The 17188-nt window shown below is 72.4% G+C and carries 17 protein-coding genes and 2 pseudogenes; 6 read left to right on the plus strand and 13 right to left on the minus strand.

All coding sequences use genetic code 11. The features are described 5' to 3' along the window. Window positions 1-18: 18 nt before the first annotated feature. The 3 genes and pseudogenes from RKD23_RS37455 to RKD23_RS37465 all read right to left on the minus strand — a co-directional run. A complete protein-coding gene (locus tag RKD23_RS37455) occupies window positions 19-1386 on the minus strand; it encodes a DUF5685 family protein (protein ID WP_424857810.1) in 1368 nt (455 codons plus the stop codon). Window positions 1387-2035: 649 nt separating this feature from the next. Then, window positions 2036-2692, minus strand: coding sequence for a DUF1326 domain-containing protein (locus RKD23_RS37460; RefSeq protein WP_424857811.1), 657 nt, complete (start codon window positions 2690-2692; stop codon window positions 2036-2038). 113 nt (window positions 2693-2805) lie between these two features. Next, window positions 2806-3487, minus strand: a pseudogene (locus tag RKD23_RS37465) (DUF2182 domain-containing protein); the annotation flags it as partial. 5 nt (window positions 3488-3492) lie between these two features. On the opposite strand from RKD23_RS37465, the gene RKD23_RS37470 reads away from it, so the two are divergent. Together RKD23_RS37470 and RKD23_RS37475 are read left to right on the plus strand one after the other, a co-directional pair. Continuing rightward, a complete protein-coding gene (locus RKD23_RS37470; RefSeq protein WP_424858426.1) occupies window positions 3493-3654 on the plus strand; it encodes a DUF2243 domain-containing protein in 162 nt (53 codons plus the stop codon). Continuing rightward, window positions 3651-4496 (plus strand): cytochrome c oxidase assembly protein, encoded by an 846-nt coding sequence (locus tag RKD23_RS37475; protein WP_424857812.1) that lies wholly within the window; start codon window positions 3651-3653, stop codon window positions 4494-4496. Before RKD23_RS37470 ends, RKD23_RS37475 begins: the two co-directional genes overlap by 4 nt. 224 nt (window positions 4497-4720) lie before the next feature. Here the strand turns inward: RKD23_RS37475 and RKD23_RS37480 are convergent, their stop codons facing one another. From RKD23_RS37480 to RKD23_RS37495, 4 genes are all read right to left on the minus strand, one after another. Beyond that, window positions 4721-5167, minus strand: a complete 447-nt coding sequence (locus tag RKD23_RS37480) for an SPW repeat protein (RefSeq protein WP_424857813.1) — start codon at window positions 5165-5167, stop codon at window positions 4721-4723. 836 nt (window positions 5168-6003) lie between these two features. Then, on the minus strand, window positions 6004-6537 hold the full coding sequence (locus RKD23_RS37485) for an RNA polymerase sigma factor (protein ID WP_424857814.1): 534 nt from the start codon (window positions 6535-6537) through the stop codon (window positions 6004-6006). Window positions 6538-6850: 313 nt separating this feature from the next. Further along, a complete protein-coding gene (locus tag RKD23_RS37490) occupies window positions 6851-7513 on the minus strand; it encodes a LysE family translocator (protein ID WP_424857815.1) in 663 nt (220 codons plus the stop codon). A gap of 291 nt (window positions 7514-7804) precedes the next feature. Beyond that, a complete protein-coding gene (locus RKD23_RS37495) occupies window positions 7805-8560 on the minus strand; it encodes an SDR family oxidoreductase (protein WP_424857816.1) in 756 nt (251 codons plus the stop codon). 104 nt (window positions 8561-8664) lie between these two features. Here RKD23_RS37495 and RKD23_RS37500 point away from each other — a divergent pair, with 104 nt between their 5' ends. Further along, a complete protein-coding gene (locus RKD23_RS37500; RefSeq protein ID WP_424857817.1) occupies window positions 8665-9513 on the plus strand; it encodes a LysR family transcriptional regulator in 849 nt (282 codons plus the stop codon). Between the two features lie 42 nt (window positions 9514-9555). On the opposite strand, the gene RKD23_RS37505 is transcribed toward RKD23_RS37500, so the two are convergent. Continuing rightward, window positions 9556-10407, minus strand: a complete 852-nt coding sequence (locus tag RKD23_RS37505; RefSeq protein WP_424857818.1) for a LysR family transcriptional regulator — start codon at window positions 10405-10407, stop codon at window positions 9556-9558. A gap of 81 nt (window positions 10408-10488) precedes the next feature. Between RKD23_RS37505 and RKD23_RS37510 the strand changes: the two genes are divergently transcribed. The 3 genes and pseudogenes from RKD23_RS37510 to RKD23_RS37520 all read left to right on the plus strand — a co-directional run bounded on the left by RKD23_RS37510 (window position 10489) and on the right by RKD23_RS37520 (window position 12961). After that, window positions 10489-10983 carry a cupin domain-containing protein gene (locus tag RKD23_RS37510; RefSeq protein WP_424857819.1) on the plus strand — a complete coding sequence of 165 codons (495 nt, stop codon included), beginning with the start codon at window positions 10489-10491 and terminating at the stop codon, window positions 10981-10983. A gap of 35 nt (window positions 10984-11018) precedes the next feature. Then, window positions 11019-11303: pseudogene (locus RKD23_RS37515) on the plus strand (DoxX family protein); the annotation flags it as partial. A 272-nt stretch (window positions 11304-11575) separates the two neighbouring features. Then, on the plus strand, window positions 11576-12961 hold the full coding sequence (locus RKD23_RS37520; RefSeq protein ID WP_424857820.1) for a trypsin-like serine protease: 1386 nt from the start codon (window positions 11576-11578) through the stop codon (window positions 12959-12961). Between the two features lie 88 nt (window positions 12962-13049). Here the strand turns inward: RKD23_RS37520 and RKD23_RS37525 are convergent, their stop codons facing one another. From RKD23_RS37525 to RKD23_RS37545, 5 genes are read right to left on the minus strand one after another with little or no spacing between them, the layout of a single operon-like run. Continuing rightward, on the minus strand, window positions 13050-14183 hold the full coding sequence (locus tag RKD23_RS37525) for a serine hydrolase domain-containing protein (protein WP_424857821.1): 1134 nt from the start codon (window positions 14181-14183) through the stop codon (window positions 13050-13052). Next, a complete protein-coding gene (locus RKD23_RS37530) occupies window positions 14180-15097 on the minus strand; it encodes a DUF6895 family protein (protein WP_424857822.1) in 918 nt (305 codons plus the stop codon). Before RKD23_RS37530 ends, RKD23_RS37525 begins: the two co-directional genes overlap by 4 nt. Continuing rightward, a complete protein-coding gene (locus RKD23_RS37535) occupies window positions 15094-16056 on the minus strand; it encodes a DUF6895 family protein (protein ID WP_424857823.1) in 963 nt (320 codons plus the stop codon). Before RKD23_RS37535 ends, RKD23_RS37530 begins: the two co-directional genes overlap by 4 nt. Beyond that, entirely contained in the window at window positions 16053-16802 is a 750-nt protein-coding gene (locus RKD23_RS37540; RefSeq protein ID WP_424857824.1) for a hypothetical protein, read from the minus strand. Before RKD23_RS37540 ends, RKD23_RS37535 begins: the two co-directional genes overlap by 4 nt. A gap of 21 nt (window positions 16803-16823) precedes the next feature. Next, complete coding sequence (locus RKD23_RS37545; protein ID WP_424857825.1) at window positions 16824-17003, minus strand: hypothetical protein; 180 nt, start codon at window positions 17001-17003, stop codon at window positions 16824-16826. Between the last annotated feature and the right edge of the window lie 185 nt (window positions 17004-17188).

The raw sequence follows: 17188 nt of genomic DNA on the forward strand, positions 1-17188 counted from the left end.
CCCGGTCGCGGCAGTCGTTCAGTCGCAGCAGTCGCAGCAGCACTTGCACGGGTTGCAGCAGCCCCCGCCGCCGCAGCAGCCGTCACCCGAGTCCCCACCGGAGCCACCGGAGCGGCCCGACCCCTGACCACCTCCGCTCCAACCACCGGAGGAGCCACCCGAGTTACCGCCGCTCGATCCGCCGAACCAGCCGTCGCCCCCGGAACCGTCCTGGCGAGAGTTGCCGTTGCCGTCGCCGAACTGCCAGGGCTCTACGTCATCCGGTCCGTCGTCGTCATTGCAGGTACAGCAGTTGAAGCACAACCGGCAGTTGCGGCACAGCTCGCGCCACTGGCCACACCGCCGACACTGCTCCTCCGAGGGCCGACCGGATGCCATCGAGGCAGCCTGCGGGGCCGCGCCCGTAAGCGCCCCGGCTCCGCAATTCGTGTCCGTGCCAGTCCCCGAGAGGGTTTCCGTCGCCGTACGACGTCCCAGCCAGGGCAGCATGCGCGGGCCCCGTGCCTGGTGGCGGTGCTGGTGGTGACGATGCCGGGTAGCGAAGACGCGGTCGACGGCACGCTCCAACTCGCCGCCCAGCAGCGCCCGTGCCAGCCGCGCGTCGACGAACTCGGCGTCGGACAGGGCGAGTCGGATTCCGTGGACTGCGTCGTCGCAGAGCCGGCGGACTTCGGTGCGGTCCGCGCCGGTCACGGTGATCGGGTTCCACGCGCCGGTCGCCTCGTCCGTGTCCAGATCCTCCACCGCGTCGAGCAGATGCGCCAGCCGGCCGAACAGACGGCCGGCCTCCGCCAGCGGCTCGGCGTTTCCCGGGCGGCCGGCGAGCACCGCGGTGTGCGCGAACGCGGCGGCGGTTGCCGTCTCCGTGGGTTCCGTGACCGTCAGAAGCGAGTCGCCCGGGCCGGTCAGCCGTTCGATCTCCGATTGCCGGTCAACCGCGTCGAGCAGCACCGCGGTGTCGAAGCCGAGCCGTTCGCCACCCGCGGCGCCCGCCCGGTCCCAGCCGTGGGCGATCCGGCGCGCCGCCAGCGTCACAGGGCGCCGCCCCAACAGGCCGTCGCCATCGGCCACATGGTCACGTATCTTCGCCGCGGCCAGCACCAGCGACACGGTCGCCGCCAGCCGGGCACCCTCACCCTGCGCCACGTCCGCCGATCGCATCCCGCGCAGCGGACACGGACCAGCGCCTCGCCGCCAGTCGCCGGTACGCTCCGACTGCGCTTCGGTCAGTACCGAGACGATCAGCCCGTCGTAATTGGTGGCCACCCGTGCGAACTGCCCGTACTCGCCTCGCAGCGCCAGGCACAATCCGCACAGATGCGCCATCCACTCGGTACGCATGCCCTCGCCCAGGCGGTGACGGCACGGCCTGATGATTCCGAACATCGACGTTCTCCCCCCGTGGACACAGCTGCCACGACACAGCCGGACTGCCCGTCCTTCAACGGGCCACATGCTAAGGCCTGTCGCACAAGCGCGTGAGCAGCGGTTTCGCGAACGGCACTTGCACTGGGTGAGGTCCAAGCTGCCAGCTACGTCGACACCGGTGGAAGGTCCGGCTTCTCCACTGCACCGCCCGCCGCGACGTCGGCCTCGTTCTCGGCCCTGTCCGCAGTGCGAGGGTGCCGGAGTGGTCGCGCCGGCCGGCTCCGAGCGTCCGAACCGTCGTGGCGCGTACGAACTTGGCGGTGTCGTCGACTGCGGGTCTGCGAAGCAGCGACCAGGTCGTCGCGTGGCCAGCGACACCGCGCGCGGCGTGCCCTGGCCGTCGGTGATGAGGGGGTGTTCGCTGCCCGGCGCGGTCGACCGGGAGCGTCCGAGTCCGCGCTCCTCGAGCCTCCTTGTCAGCGGTGTGCTGATGAGCCCGGACGATCGTGGAGTCCGGCGCGACCAGCCAGTCCACTTCCGCCCGTCCTTGAGCCCCGGCCACCATCTCGGCGTGCTTGCGGCTGTCGGGTACTTGACCGTCGTCTCGGGTGTAGTGCTGGGACCGCTACCCCAGGCTCTTGCTACCGGCGCTCTCTCGTCCCCGAGGTCATTCGGGTCCCGTCCAGTCGAAGGGGAAGTACTTGCTCGACTTTCCTGAGCGTTCCCAGGAGAAGCCGAACGCGTCGGCGCGGTCGGTGGTGGCACGGCCCCAGGTGGCGATCTGGCCCGGTCCGACTTCGGCGCCGGGGGCGTTGTGGACCTGGACGCGTGCGCCCGAAGGTGTCGTCGGGCCGGTGAGTGCCTCGGCGGTCGCCGTGACCCGGCCGGGGATCTCGGCGCGCCAGCCGGCGAGGTCCTCGTCGATCTCCACCCGGATCGGAGCGATGTCCATGCCGCGCATCTCGGGCCGGAACATCTCCCCGAACTGGGCCGGCCAGCCGCCCGCCTCACCGCCGAAGATGGCCCCGAGCGCGGCGCGCTGTTGGTCGTCGGCGCGTTCGTCGAGGAAGACCGCGGCGTAGGGGTCGGTGTGCGTACCGGCCCACGGGTTGCCCTCGAAGGAGCCGAGCATCAGGACGTTGAGATCGTCGAGCCGTACGTCGCCGTAGTTGCCCTCACGGATGTGCCAGACCAGCACGCCCTCGCAGTCGCCGTAGGTCGGGGGCTGCGCGAACGTGCAGGGGCACGGTATGGCGCACTTGCACACGTCGAACCAGTCGCCGGCCAGATGCCAGCGGGTACCGGGGGTGGCCTGTTCCGTCATCTCGCTTCCCTCCCGTCGAGCCCGAGGGAGCTCTATCGGAGTGGCGAGACCGCGTGTCCCGAGCCGCACGCGGATCCCGAGGCGGCCTCATGCCTCCAGCTTGCCGCAGGTGCTCACATGCCGCCCATCGAGGGCGCCGATTCCCGCAGCCCGGCAGCAGCCAGTCCTGGAACGGAGCCAGCACGGCGAGGACGAGGAAGACGACACCCACGACCCGGGCGAGCAGCGGCCCCCTGACCACAGCTTCTCCACGAAGATCATCACCGCCAGCCCGGCCATCGCGGCCACGTTCATCACCCCGAGCGGCACGAGGACCACCATCAGCCCCGCGCAGCAGCCGACGCAGTAGCCGCCGTGGTGGATGCCCACCCGCAGATCGCGGGCCGGCTGCCGGAAACCGGCGTAGCGCACCAACTGGCTCATGGGGTCGCGGCAGTGCCGCAGACAGACGTTCTTGAGGGGGCCGAGCTGGTAGAGGCCCGCCAGCAGGAAGGCCACTGCGCCGATCCAGCGTCCCGCGGCCGGATGATCCTCCACGAGGTCCCCGGTGAGGGCCAGAGCCGCGTAGGCGAGCAGCCCGAAAGCCGTCCACACCAGCAGATATCCACCCACGAACTTCAGCGTGCGCACCGCCCGGCTCCACCCGGACGGCCGCCGCCCGATGCCTCGCACCCAGGTGAGGGCCACCGGCGCCATGGACGGCAGCATCATGGCCGCCATCATCGTCACCCAGAGCAGCAAGAACCCACGCACGGGCCGGGCTGTTCCTCGGCCTGGGGATCTTCCAGCTCTTCGACGGGATCGTGGACCACAAGCTGCTGCGCCTGCACCAGATCCGCTACGGGGTGGACGTCACGCCGTACGACTGGGCGTGGAACCTCTCCGGTGCGGCGCTGCTGGTCGTCGGTGTGGTCCTGGGCGCGCGGGCGGCCCGCTGGGACGGGGCGGGTACGGGGTCGTGAGGCTCGCACACGTCCACCCGGCCGTTCCGACCGGCCCGGCCACGCCCGAAACGGTGCTGGCCGTGGCCGGGCTGCTGGCGGCCGCCGCCTATCTGTCGGGTGCCGCACGGCTGCGGCGGCGAGGCGATGCCTGGCCCCGGCGGCGGGACGCGTCCTTCGCCGCGGGCGCCATCGCCCTCGCCTGGGCCGGGGCGGGAGCTGTGCCGGGAGGGCCGTTCACCGGGCACATGACCCGCCACCTGCTCCTCGGCATGGTCGGACCCCTGCTGGTCGTCCTGGCCCGCCCTCTCACCCTGGTGCTGCGGGCGCTCCCCGCGGGCACGGCACGCCGGGGCGTGCTCGCACTCGCGCATTCCCGGCTGCTGGGTGTGCTCGTCTTCCCGCCGCTGGCGGCGCTGCTGGACGTCGGCGGCCTGTGGCTGCTGTACCGGACACACCTGTTCGCGGCCCTGGGGGACAACGCCCTCCTCCACGCCATGACGTACGCGCAGGTGCCGGCCGCCGGGCTGCTGTTCTCCTTCGCCGCGTGCCAGCTCGATCCGCTGCGCCGCCGGTGGAGTCCCGCCGTCCGCGGCGGCGCCCTGCTGGCCGCCGGTGCCGCGCACGCCGTGCTGGCCCGGGTCCTCTACACGTCGCCGCCGCCCGGCACCGCCTTCACCGGTGATGACCTGCACACCGGGGTCCGGCTGATGTACTACGGCGGTGACGTGGTCGAAGCCGCCCTGGCCCTGGTCCTCGGGGTCGGCTGGTACACCGCCCGGGCGCGTCGGGACTCCCGCGCACAGCGTGTCGCCCCTCTGTCCCCGTCGCGACAGCCGCGAGCGGCCTCTCCGAGGTCCTGAACCCGGGCCGCACGGCGGCGCGGCAGCCGCCTTGCTTCTGGGAGGCGCCTCCGGGCTCGCGCACTACCAGGACCCGAACATCGTCCATCGTGCGGCGCGTCGGACGGCCGGCCCCCCGGCGTCCCGCGCACGGCCCGGGGCGCGGGTGCAGCACCGCTGCCGCGGCCGGCGCCCCCGGTGAGTCAGGGGCACCGGCCGCGAGGCCGTACCGATCCGAGGGAGACCTACCGGTCTGTCATACGGCCACGGCCGCGTGACGTGCCCCGATCACCGGAGGCGGCACTGGCCGCCATCGCCAGCAGCAGGCAGATCGCGCCGACGATGACGTTGTTGACGACGCTCCTGGTCGTGCTCACATCACCGGCCACGACCCAGGGCGAGACGATCGTCCACACGCCCAGCCCGCAGGCGGCCCACGCCATGCTGTGGGTGCGCTCGTAGGCGCGGCCGAACCCGCCGCTCATCAGCAGCGCGTAGGCGATGCCCACGATCAGGTTGGTGACGGCCAGTGTCGTCAGCGCGTTGAACCCCGCGATCCAGGGGGACGCCGCCAGATACAGACCTGCCAGGAGGGCCATCGTCTCCACGGTCTGAGCCCGGGAGGTGGTGGCCGCGCGCTCGGCCATCTCGTGGCGCGTGCGCATGTCGATGAGGTCAGGATGGGTTTCCATCGATGACCCGTGAGAGGTAGTCATGCCTTTCACCTCGCGGTTGTGCGGCCCCCGTGTGCCAGGCCACGAGTACCCCCGACGCCGCACCCATCCGGGGAATCGAGCAAATTCTCTGTCCACGGCGGATGTGAGGGGACACGGGGGACACGCGACACAGTGGTCATGGAGTACGAGGGTGAAGCGGTGGTCGCGGCGTGCTGCGGGCCGGTCGCGCAGCGTGCCCGGACCTGACCGGGAAGGGCCTCGATGCGTAGCGCCCCTGTGACCCTCCGTCGTCGGGAGTAGGAGCGTGCGATGGCGCTGCGCCTGAGACCGGCACGGGGGACGTCCCCGGCGCCAGACCGTATTTCCGAACGAGAATGCGTGCGCTCCGCAGGGGCCCTTCCAGTGTTGTCCTTACGATGCGGGTTCTAGCGCCGGTTGAGGAGGCTGTTGTCGGGGACGTGGCGGTGCCTGCCCGGGCCTGTGGCACTGCTGTGCTCGCGAGGGCGTGGAGTCGTCGAGGCGGTGCGGATGGGGGGAGGCGCAGTTCGACCTCACCGGTGTTGGGGTTGAGCCGCCACTCGTCGGCGGGGCCGATGCTGTCGTTCCACCCGTACTCTTGTGCGCTGCCGGCCTCGGGGCTGGGGCTGGGGCCGGCGGGGCTCTGGTGGCCGGCGTACGTCGTTGCAGTGCCTTGATCAGCCGCCGCAACAGTGACGTGTGATCCGGGCCAGCGACTGCCAGCCCGAGGATGACGGTGGCCAGGCCGATCAAGGTGAGCAGGCTCCGTGTCATCGCGGGGCCCGCGGGTGACGGGAGACTTGCGGCACGGATGATCTCGCGTACTCCGGGCGTCAAGGAGCACGTGATCCACGCGAGGACGGATGTGCCCAGGCCGATGAGCGCGACACGCAGCGCGCGCAGCGCGGCGCCACGTTCAGCACCCGCGCCGCTTCCGCATGAGTCATGCCCATCTGCATGAGCAGCATGACCCGGCGTTGCTGCAGTGGCAGGCCGTTCAACGCCTGGGTGACGACGTGGCGCAGTTCGGCCTCGGCGACGGGCTCGGCCGCCGGTTCGTCTTCCAGGCGCACGTCCGCGTCCAGGGAGGCGTACCCCCGGCCTGAGTGGTGGAGCCGTGCCGCCCGGTCGATCTCGTTCTGGATGATCTTGTACGTGTAGGCCCGCATTTTGCCGATGGGTTCGGTGCGGGCGAGTGCGGCGCTCAGGGCGGTGTGCACGACGTCCTCGGGATCGGCCGACGACCGCGGCACGTCACGGGTGCGCAGCTGCCGGGCGGCGTAGCCCACCATCTTGGTGTACCGCTCCTCGACCAGCGCCCGCAGCGCCTCTGCATGCCCCGCCCCGGGCCTGCCCTCATCAGCCACGACGCCCCCGTCCTCCCGTTCGGCGTCCCTGGGCGCGGAGCACCTGTGACTCGCTCTTGGCGCGGATCACCTCGGCCTTGCCCGCAGCGCGGTTGCGGAACACGATGCTCTTCAGCACGCTGCTCAGCGCCGCCGGATCCTTTACAGGCGGCAGGAAAATCTTGTGGCCACCGTGCGGACCCGGGTTTGAGGGACGGGCCGTGAGCGGTTCGATCCGTCGGCTCAGGCGTGGAGATGAGCCTGTCCGGCACCTGCCCCGGCGAGCCAGTTGCTGACGAATGCAACTCGGTCCTCAGCCGATGCGGCAGGTGCCTCAGTGGAGCACTGGTCTCGAGGCCGAGGCAGGCGTACGGGACAGGGCTGTGCGCAGCGCGAAGACACCGAGCAGGCCGCCTGCCGCGAACCGCTGAGCGGTCATCACGCGGGGCCGGGCAGCCAGAAACCCCGACACCCGTGCCGCACCGAGCATGATCAGAGCGTTCACGGAGATCCCCACGATGATCTGCACACCACCGAGCTGCATCAGCTGGGCCCAGGCCGGACCCGCCTGCGGATCCATGAACTGGGGCAGGAGAGCGGCGTACATGAGAGCGATCTTGGGGTTGAGCAGGTTGGTGAGGAGCCCCATCGAGAACAGCCGGGTGTCGGAGACCGGAGGCAGGTCCTGGGCGGGAGTGAAGGGTGAGCGGCCACCGGGCTTGAGCATGTCCCAGGCCAGGTAGGCCAGATAGGCGGCCCCGGCGAGCTTGACCACCAAGAACGCCAGCGGCACGGCGGCGAACAACGCGGACAGGCCGGCGGCCGCGGCCAGCAGATAGCACAGGAATCCCACGGCGGTCCCGCTCAGGCTGACCAGGCCGGCCCTGCGGCCTTGGGTGATCGCGCGGGAGGCGAGGTGGATCATGTTCGGTCCAGGAGTCAGGGCCATGCCCAGTTCGACCAGGGCCACCCCTCCCACTGCGGCCAGGCTGATCACTGTCGACTCCCGATCGTCTGCCCGGGTACCTGGTACCCGGGCATGGGCGGCGCCCGGCGGCGAAGGACGGCTGCGACGCAGAGGCGGTGCCTGCGTCGCCGGCCTCAGGATACGGCCCGGCCGTTCGGCGTCCGCGTGCACCCTCACTCCAGCCGGCCAATGGCATCAACGCCTGCCCGTGAACGCGTCGGCGAAGCCTTCGCCCGCTGTCGTTCCCCTCGGAGCCGCCCCTTCGATGACGGCGTAACTGGGTCATGCCCCGTACGGGGTGGCTCAGTTGGCCGGACGCCCTCACCAGGGGACCTCGCCCTCGTCGTCGAAGAAGCGGCCCGTCGGCCCGTCGTCCGGTACGGTCGCCAGCCGGATCGCGGAGGCGGCCCCCTGCTGCGGGGTGCGTACTCCCCGGAAGTCGTTGAGGTCGGTCGCGGTGTAGCCGGGGCAGACTGCGTTGATCAGGACGTTCGTGTCGGCCAGTTCCTTGGCGTACTGCACGGTGACGGCGTTGAGGAACGTCTTCGACGGTGCGTACGCGACGGCGATCGGGCCCATTTCGGCGCCGGGAGTGGTCTGGAGCGTGAGGGAGCCGACGCTGCTGGAGACGTTCACGATCCGCGGCGACGGCGAGCGGCGCAGCAGAGGCAGCAGGGCGTTGGTGACGCGGATGACCCCGATCACGTTGGTCTCCACGGCCGCCCGCACCCGGTTCACGTCGACGGTGGTGGGCTCCTGCGGGCCACCGCCGGTGATGCCCGCGTTGTTGACGAGTGCGTCGAGCCGCCCGGCCCGCTCCTCCACCAACCGGGCCGCTGCTGTCACGCTCGCGTCGTCGGTCACGTCCAGCGGTACGCCGAACGCGTCGATTCCGTCTGCGCGCAGCTTCTCCACAGCGGCCTCGCGCCGCTCCTCCTGCCGCGCGCCGACCCCGACGGACCAGCCGAGGGCGCCGAGCCCGGCGGCTATCTCGTAACCGATGCCCTTGTTGGCCCCGGTCACCAGCGCGACTTTCCTTCGGTTCACGATGTTCTTCTCACTGTTCTTCTCACTCATGGCATCGATGCTGCTCCCGCGCCCTGCGGGGCGTCCAAGACCGGTCGGGTGGGCAGTGATACCGCCCGGGTATCGCCGCTGGCCGGCCCGGTTACGCTGGCGGGGTGGAGACACGTGAGCTGCGGTACTTCGTCGCGGTCGCCGAAGAGTTGCACTTCGGCCGGGCCGCGCGGCGGCTCGGGATCGCCCAGCCCCCGCTGTCGCGGGCGATCGGAGGACTCGAACGGCGCCTGGGCGCCGCCCTGTTGGAGCGCGGCAGCCGGGGCGTCGCTCTGACCGAGGCCGGGGCGGTGCTGCTGCGCGAGGCGCGGGCGGCGCTGGACGCCGTCGAGGCCGCCGAGCGGCGCACCCGCCGGGCCGCCCTCACCGCGGCCGGCCGACCGGCAGTGGTCCTCGCCGCGAAGGCGGGCGCCTCCGGCGAACTCCTGGCGAAACTCCTCGACGCCTACGCCGCCGAACCCGGCGCCGTCGCCGTGGACGTCATGCTGTGCGGGCCGGGCGAGCAGGCAGGGATGCTGCGCGACGGCCGGGCTGATGTGGCGCTGCTGCACCGTCCGTTCGACGACCTGGCCGGCTTCGACACCGAGGACCTGCACACCGAGGGGCAGGTCGCGATTCTCCCGGCGGGCCATCCCCTCGGCGTCCGCCCCCACCTGCGGCTCGCCGAGGTCACCGGCCTTCCCGATCTGCCTCTGCCGCGCTGGCCGCGTCCCGACGGGTCCTTCCCGGACGGGCCGGGCCCACAGGTGCGCGACCATACGCAGCTCACCCAGCTCATCGCCCTCGGCCGTGCCTGCGCGGTCGTTCCGGAATCGGGCCGCACCGGCCTCCGCGAGGGCCTCGTCGCTGTGCCCGTCCTCGACGCTCCCCATGTCACCACGGTCATCGCCTGGCCCGCACACAGCCGTTCGACGGCGGTAGCGGGGCTGGTCCGCGCCGCCACCGCCTTGTAACGAGTGTTTCCGATCGGCGTCATCACTCACCGGTTACGGTGCTCAGTGACGGTACGCGGTCGTCGCGATCTCGATGAAGGATCGGATCAACGGGTTGGTGTCACCCTCGTTCCACACCGCCACCACGCGGCTCGGCGGCATGTCGGTCAGCGGCACCACGGCCAGTTCGGTGGGCAGGTCGTGTCCGAGCGGGGCCAGGCCGACCGTTCCGTTCCACAGTACGGCCTGCAGGCATTCCTGGACGGTGCGCACCACCGGGCCCTCGCGAGGCCTGTCGCCGTTCCAGTACGACTGCCAGATGGGGTCGGTGTCCGGCGGGAACTGGAACCAGTGACGGTCGCTCAGCTCGGCCAGCCGCAGCCCGTCGCGGCGGGCCAGTGGATCGTCGGCGCGCACGACCACGCCGACCGGGTCGGTCCGCAGTGCACGCACGGTCAGGGCGGTCTCGTCGAACGGCGCCCGAGTCAGCGCGACGTCGACCAGTCCGGCACGCAGCCCGCAGGTCGGGTCGGTCAGATCGGTGTCGCGGATGCGGATGTCGATGCCGGGGCGGCTTCGGCGATAGGCCGCGGCCAGCCTGGCCACTCCGGGGTCGGTGCCGTCGCCCAGGATGCCGATGGTGATGGCCGCGACGCCGGCGGCCGCGCTCACACGTACCCGGACGCGGTCGGCATGGTCGAGCAGGGCCCGCGCCTCGTGGAGCAGGACCGAGCCCGCCGCAGTGAGCGTGACCCCTGAAGGCGAGCGGGCGAACAGCACGGCCCCGAGATCGGCCTCCAACTGCTTGATCGCCCGGCTCAGCGGCGGCTGACTCATGTGCAGTCGGGTGGCGGCCCGGCCGAAGTGGAGTTCCTCGGCGACCGCCACGAAGTAGCGCAAGGTCCGTAGCTCCACGCTGCAACGATACCTACGAGGTATCGACGCCGCGGGATGGGTCTTGGACACGGGCAGGTCCCCGGCGGTGCACTCGTGAGCATGACCGAAGAAGTGAAGGCCGGCGAGCCGCCGGCCCGCCCCGCGGTGTCGGTGGTGGGTCCCGGCGACGGCGAGACGATCGTTCTGGGCACCACACACATGCGCGTTCTGGAGGACGGCAGCCACACCGGGCACCGCCTCGCGATCGCCGAGTCCGTCCTCGCCCCGCGCACCCAGGGACCGCCGCAGCACCGCCACGCCGAACACGACGAGGGCTTCTACATCCTCTCCGGCACCGTGCGGTTCACCGTCGGGGAGGAGGACTACGACGCCGCCGCGGGCACCCTCGTGATGGTTCCGCCCGGCACCCCGCACACCTTCGCCAACCTGACCGACCAACCCGCCGTCATGCTCAGCACCTTCACCCCCGACCTGTACGTGCAGTACTTCCGAGACCTCCAAGAGGTCCTGGCAGGCGGCCGTCCGCTGACGGCACAGGCCAACATCGACGCGATGAGCCGCTACGCGACCGAGCCCGCCACCGACCTCGCCTGAAGCCGACGGCACCGCTTCCACCGGCAGGGCGGTGGCGCCGCCGCGCTCAACTCCGCCCGATGATGGCCTGGGTCGACCACATACCCTTGCCTGCCGTTCGGGCGCTGGGGGTGGTCGAAACACTCGGCGCGACCGGCCTGATCCTGCCGCCGCTGACCGGCATCGCTCCCTCGCCGGCACCGGCCGCGGCCATCGGCTTCGTACTCGTGCAGGTCGGCGCGATCGCCGTCCACCTGATGGGCGAAGACCGCCGGATCGAACTCAACGCTGGGCTCACGGTTGCCGCGGCCGTGACCGTCCGGATGGCCATCCGGCTCTGACCGAGCAGGCCGAACGGCGGGGCGGGGTGTCATGGCGGTGGCCGCTGCGAGTTGCTCGCCTCTCCGTCCGGCTGACGCTGAGCGGAAAGGCACGCAGTCAGCCTCCCCGCCCCTTGCCGCCCCCGGCGGCCTACTGCACTTGCCACCCCCCACGTCCCCCATCGCGGGAAACACCTCCGCCGCCGCGATGAGCCGTGGACATCGCGTCAAGGGCTATGGCTCACGACGTCCGACGTCCCGACCCCTCTCATCCGGACCCCAGGAGGCCCCGTATGGCCGGCAGACACACCGCGCGCACAGCCCGAGCAGCCCTGCTGGCGGTCGGCGCCCTCGCCCTGACCGCCGCGCACACCACGGCGGGCGCCGCGTCACCGCCAGCCGCCGCTCCCCTTCCGTCCCCGGCGCAGGCCCTCGGCGCGGGTCGTCCCGCCGCCGCGGTGCTGCGGGCACTGCAGCGGGATCTGCATCTGACGCCCGCACAGGCCACGACCCGCCTGGCCAACGAAGCCGAGGCGGGCGCCCGGGCGGGACTGCTGCGCAACTCCCTCGGCGATCACTTCGCCGGGGCCTGGCTGAGCGGCACCACCTCCGCCCTGCTCACGGTCGCCACCACCCGCCCCGCCGACGCGGCCGCCATCAGGGCGCAGGGCGCCGAGGCCGCGGTCGTCCCCGCATCGCTCGCCGACCTGCGGGCCGTGAAGGAGAAGCTCGACGCGGCCGTCACCCGCGCCGACGGTGTGAACACGCCGGTGCGCTCCATCGACGTACGCACCAACCGGGTCGTCGTCCAGGCCACCACCCGCGCCGCGGCGCAGTCGCTGATCGCACGGGCGGGCGTGGCGGGCAAGCGGATCAGCGTGCGCCTGTCCGAGCACCGGCCCCGCGCCCTGGCGGACATCGTCGGGGGCGACCCGTACAACATCGACGACACCTACCGCTGCTCCGTAGGCTTCTCCGTGACCAAGGGCGACCAGAAGGGGTTCGCCACGGCCGGCCACTGCGGGAAGCCCGGTTCGACGACCACCGGGGCGGGCGACGCCGCGCAGGGCACCTTCCAGGCCTCCACCTTCCCCCGCAAGGACATGGCGTGGGTGGGGGTCACCGGCGACTGGACCGTCACCCCCAAGGTGCGGGGCCAGGACGGCGCGACGGTCGACGTCGCCGGTTCGGTGCAGGCGCTGGTGGGGGCCTCGGTGTGCCGCTCGGGCTCCACCAGCGGCTGGCACTGCGGCACCATCGAGCGGGAGAACGCCACGGTCACCTACGAGGAGGGCACTGTCAACGGGCTGACCGCGACGACGGTGTGCGGCGAACCCGGCGACTCCGGCGGGCCGTACGTCGCGGGCGCGCAGGCGCAGGGCGTCCTCTCGGGCGGCTCCGGGGACTGCACGAGCGGCGGCACCACGTTCTTCCAGCCGATCAACCCGCTGCTGAGCGACTTCGGTCTCACCCTGGTGAGCGCGGCCACCGAGGAGACCCCGTCCGCCCCGTCCGCCCCCGAGGAGACCCCGGCGGCCGATGCCTGGACCGCCGGCCGCGTCTACGAGGCAGGAGCGACCGTCACCTACGGCACGGTCCGCTACCAGTGTCTGCAGCCCCACCAGGCGCAGGCGGGCTGGCGGCCGGAGAGCACGCCCTCGCTGTGGCAGCGAGTGTGAACCCGGCCTGACCGGACGCGGCGCGCGGGGACCGCCCGCGCGCCGGACCGGATCCGTGGTCGGTGAGGAGCGTGTAGGCCGGTCCGGATCAGTCGCCGGCGAGGAGCGCGTACGCCGTGGCGATGAAGGGGTCGCCGGCCCGGAACCTGCGGGTGCACAGGGCCGCCAGCGCGGTCCCGGTGTCGGGCCGGAAGCCCAGGAAGGACTGCTGGCCGAGCGTGGCTCCGCTGTGGAAGTACATCGGCCCGCCGTCCGTCGGGTGCCGGAACCAGGTGAGCGTGTGCGTGTGCCGGTGGCCCAGCCCCCGGCGCAGCACCGGGACGCGCACCGCCCGCAGGGCGCCCTCGAGGGGCGTTCCGGCCGGATCGAGGTGCGCCTCAAGGAACGTGAGCAGATCGTGTGGGGTGGCCCGGACGGCGCCTGCGGCCTGGAACCCGCCCGCGTCGAAGCCGAGGGTGGGTGTACGGCCGTCCTTGCCGTGCCCCGTCGCGTCCGTGGCCGGGGAGCCCACCCGCAGCGTGGTGCCGTGCAGGCCGAGTGGATGCAGGACGTGCTCGGTGACCAGGTCCTCCCACGGCGTCCCGGTCACCGCGCCCAGGGCGTGGCCCAGCACGGCGACCCCGAAGTTGGAGTAGTGCCAGTGGCTGCCGGGCCGGTGCCGGGGCCTGGCCCGCAGGAAGGCGGCGACGACCCGGTCGTCCGGGTAGCGGCCGTAGGGCTGGGTGCGCCAGGCGGGCAGGGCGCGGACGACGAAGTCGGCCGGCAGCGCGGGCAGTCCGGAGGTGTGGGTGACCAGGTGCGCGAGGGAGATCGCGCCGGTGCGCGCGGCCTGGCCGGGTGCCAGGCAGGCGGCCGCCGACTCGCCGCCGGTGAGCTGCCCGAGCCGGATCAGCTGGGCGAGCAGCAGGCCGGTGAACGTCTTCGAAGCGGACCCGATCTCGTAGCGCAGGTCCTCCCGAGCGGTGGCGGCGGAGCGGTGACCACCGCAACGCACGACACGCCTGCCGTGGCGGGACAGGGCGAACACGGCGTCGGGGGCGTCGGCGGCGTCCACGGCGGCCGCGAGCCGCTCCTCGACGTCATCGGCCCCGACGGCCCCGACGGACTCGAGGTCCCCGACGGCCCCGGCGAGGGGCGGTGCCGCGGTCTCGGGCGGTGCTGCGTCGGTGTCCTCGTCGAGCGGTGCCGCTTCGGGCCAGGGGGTGCGGGGCTCGCCGGTCATGACGCCTGCGCCAGGTCGCTCAGGGACCGGGAGGTGGCGAGGGTGGAGGCGAACGCGGCGACCAGCGTGGGGTGGTAGACCACGTCGAACACCTCGTCCCTGTCCCCGGTCGGCATCGTCCGCAGCGCGGGCATGGCCCCGTCGGGCTGCTGGGCCGCGGCGAACGCCTCCCACGCCCGCTCGTCGAAGGTGGGCCGCGGCAGACAGGCGTCGACCACGAGCAGCTCCCCGAGCAGGTCCCAGCGCTGCAGGTCCAGCCAGTCGTCCAGCCACGCCGGCAGCCACAGGGACAGATAGTCGGCGGTGTCCGGGGGCAGCGCCTCGGGGTGTTCACCCCAGTCGGTGAGGTGGAAGACCGCGTGGGTGATGTCGTAGGCGGTGTGGCCCTCCACCGTCCACGGCTCGGGCCGGCGGGCGAGCCAGGTCCGGCGGAACGCGTCGGCCTCGGTGGGCCGCGGGGTCAGACCGGCGCGGCGCTGGAAGGCGGACAGGCCGAGCCGCCGGGTGGGTGTGGTCTCGAACGCGGACCAGCTGTCGAGCCGGTGGTTCAGCTCGGTGGCACGCTCCACCTCCGGGCAGCGGTGGCCCAGTTCCCTGAAGGCGAGGTGCACTTCGAAGGGGATCGGCGAGAACGGCTCGGTGCGCTGCCCGCGGACGAGCATGCGGCCGCCGTCGAGGGTGTCGCGCCACACGTGGTCCAGGAGTCGGCGGGCCAGCTCCGCCTGACGCGATCCGGCCACGCCCTCACGGAAGAGCACCTTGCAGACGAGCGCGAGTTCCCCGATCGGCTTGAACCGCTCCAGAAGGCCGACTTCGGGGTCCGCGTCGGGCTCCAGGCGGAAACCGTCGCGGTGGGCCCACAGCCATTCGAGCGCGCGGACACCCACGGTGTGCATCAGGGCTGTGCCGGTCATGCGTGTGCTCCTTCCCTGTCGTGGGCGGGGCGGCGGCCGAGGGCCAGGACACCGGCGAAGGCGGCCATGAGGGTGGAGTGGTAGCAGTCGAGGAAGGCCGGCTCCCCGTCGCCGCCCGCCTCCTCCGGGACGGCTCCGCCCGGGCGCTGGGCGGCGGCCAGCGCGCCCCAGGCGTCGTCGAGGGCGGCGTCCAGACCGGGGCCTGGGGCGCCGGGTGCCACGGAGGCGGCGTGCTCGGGCGGGACCGGGAGGCTCGCCGCCACGGCCACGAGTTCGCAGGCCAGGTCCCACAGGCCCGCGTCCAGGCAGGTGTCGAGCCACGGCGGCAGCCACAGCTGCAGGTAGTCGGCCAGGTCGGCGGGGACACCGGGGCCGCCGCGCCCCCAGTCGGTGAGGTGGAAGACGACGTGGGTGAGCGCGTAGCCGGAGAGCCGTTCAAAGGCCCACGGTTCTGGCAGCCCGCCCAGCCAGGTGCGGCCCAGTACGTCGGGGACCTCCCCGTCGGGACGGCGGCCGCAGTGGCGCTCGGCGAGGAGGACGCCCAGCCGTCGCACCGGCACCTGCTCGACGAGCCGGCGGCCGCGTGTCTCGGTCAGCCGGGCGGACAGCGTGACGAAGGGTTCGTACCGCAGTCCGGCCGACGCGAACGCCGCGTACACCTCCAGCGGATACGTCGAGAAGGGTTCGCGGCGCTGCTGCCGTACGAGCAGCTCGCCCTGCCCGGTCTGCTTCCACGCGAAGGCCAGCAGGTCCGCCGCACGGGCGTGCAGCGGATCCGGCGCGGTGGTGTGGCGCAGGGCGGTCGAGCAGACCTGGGCGAGCTCACCCAGCGGTTTCCAGGTCGTGTTCACGGCGCCCGCGCTGTCCAGGACCTCGTCCGGCAGCACGAACCGTTCGCGCTCCTCGGAGACCCAGGCGAGCGCCGCGTCCACCAGCCCGCGGACGTCCGAGGCCGTCATGCGGGCACTCGGGTGCGCATCAGGCGGGCCGCTCGTACCTGCAGGGCGACGCACGCGTCGTCGCCTCCCATCAGTTCCACGAAGTCCAGGCCGGCGTCCAGCCCCAGCGTCTCCGGTACGTCCCGGAGCAGCGCCAGCCAGCGCCCCGCTCCGGCGGCCTGCCGCCAGTCCCGGCGGCGTACGGCCCGTACGAAGCCGCGGCTGAGGTCGACGACCCGCTGCTGGGCGCCGCGCGCGACGGCGCCGTCCTCGCCCGGTACGGCGAGGGCCGACAGCAGGGCGAGGCGGTGGGTGAGGGTCTGCCAGGAGTCGTCCCGCAGCCAGCCGGTGTCCGGTTCGACGGGCGGGCCGGGCGGGCCGGGTGAGGCGGGAGAGTCGAGGTCATCGAGGGAGGGGAGTGGTGTGTGGGTGAAGCCGGCGTCGGCTCGGCGCAGGGCGCGGACCATGCCCCAATGGCTCCAGGCCACGGTGGGGGCCGCGTCCGGACGCGGCGGGAAGGCGCGGACAGCCTCTTGGACAGCGTCCCGTTCGGGCTCACTCGGTGCGGTGCGAAAGAGCACGCAGGGCAGGAGCAGATCGGCTCCCAGCACCCGTACGGCCGCGAGGACCACGCCGTTCGCCGTCCCGTCCCGAAGTACATCACCGGACGGGGAGGCGTGGCCACCGCCGCGGAGGGCGGAGGCCACGCCCGAAGCGAGGTCCTGCACCGCGCCCTGGAGAAGGGCGGAGGTACGTGACTGCTCCATGTGATGCTCCCGTCGAGCCGCTCAGCCCTTCTTCGGGCGGGGGGTCGGCGGAGACAGCAGCAGCGTAGTGGTCCCCGCCTGCAGAGCCAGGGCGGCGCACTCCCTGCTGTCGCGGTAGACCCCGTCGGGCTCGGCGGGGGCGAGAACTTCCTCGATTTCGATGCCGGTGACTTCATCGATCAGGCGTTCGGTGGCAGCCATGTCAGCATCTCCTTTCGGTTCCGGCTGGATTTCCCACCACCCCGGTTCACCGATTTTCCCGGGATGATGCAAATTTCCCACCCATCACTTATGTCCCCTTTTCAACATCTGCCCCATGTGTCGCAAGGTGGAGAGCGTGGCGGGCGCACGGCGACACCTCGGGACGGGCGGAGCCGTTGGATGCC

The organism is Streptomyces sp. SAI-170 (genome assembly GCF_049739565.1).
In the GTDB taxonomy this organism is placed as follows: Bacteria; Actinomycetota; Actinomycetes; order Streptomycetales; family Streptomycetaceae; genus Streptomyces.

Bases quoted from the DNA above. Each gene is read 5' to 3' on its own strand.
- RKD23_RS37525 (WP_424857821.1), bottom strand. From the start codon at position 14,183: ATGACCGGCGAGCCCCGCACCCCCTGGCCCGAAGCGGCACCGCTCGAC.
- RKD23_RS37535 (WP_424857823.1), bottom strand. From the start codon at position 16,056: ATGACGGCCTCGGACGTCCGCGGGCTGGTGGACGCGGCGCTCGCCTGG.
- RKD23_RS37545 (WP_424857825.1), bottom strand. From the start codon at position 17,003: ATGGCTGCCACCGAACGCCTGATCGATGAAGTCACCGGCATCGAAATC.
- RKD23_RS37540 (WP_424857824.1), bottom strand. From the start codon at position 16,802: ATGGAGCAGTCACGTACCTCCGCCCTTCTCCAGGGCGCGGTGCAGGAC.
- RKD23_RS37520 (WP_424857820.1), top strand. From the start codon at position 11,576: ATGGCCGGCAGACACACCGCGCGCACAGCCCGAGCAGCCCTGCTGGCG.
- RKD23_RS37510 (WP_424857819.1), top strand. From the start codon at position 10,489: ATGACCGAAGAAGTGAAGGCCGGCGAGCCGCCGGCCCGCCCCGCGGTG.
- RKD23_RS37480 (WP_424857813.1), bottom strand. From the start codon at position 5,167: ATGGAAACCCATCCTGACCTCATCGACATGCGCACGCGCCACGAGATG.
- RKD23_RS37495 (WP_424857816.1), bottom strand. From the start codon at position 8,560: ATGAGTGAGAAGAACAGTGAGAAGAACATCGTGAACCGAAGGAAAGTC.
- RKD23_RS37530 (WP_424857822.1), bottom strand. From the start codon at position 15,097: ATGACCGGCACAGCCCTGATGCACACCGTGGGTGTCCGCGCGCTCGAA.
- RKD23_RS37460 (WP_424857811.1), bottom strand. From the start codon at position 2,692: ATGACGGAACAGGCCACCCCCGGTACCCGCTGGCATCTGGCCGGCGAC.
- RKD23_RS37455 (WP_424857810.1), bottom strand. From the start codon at position 1,386: ATGTTCGGAATCATCAGGCCGTGCCGTCACCGCCTGGGCGAGGGCATG.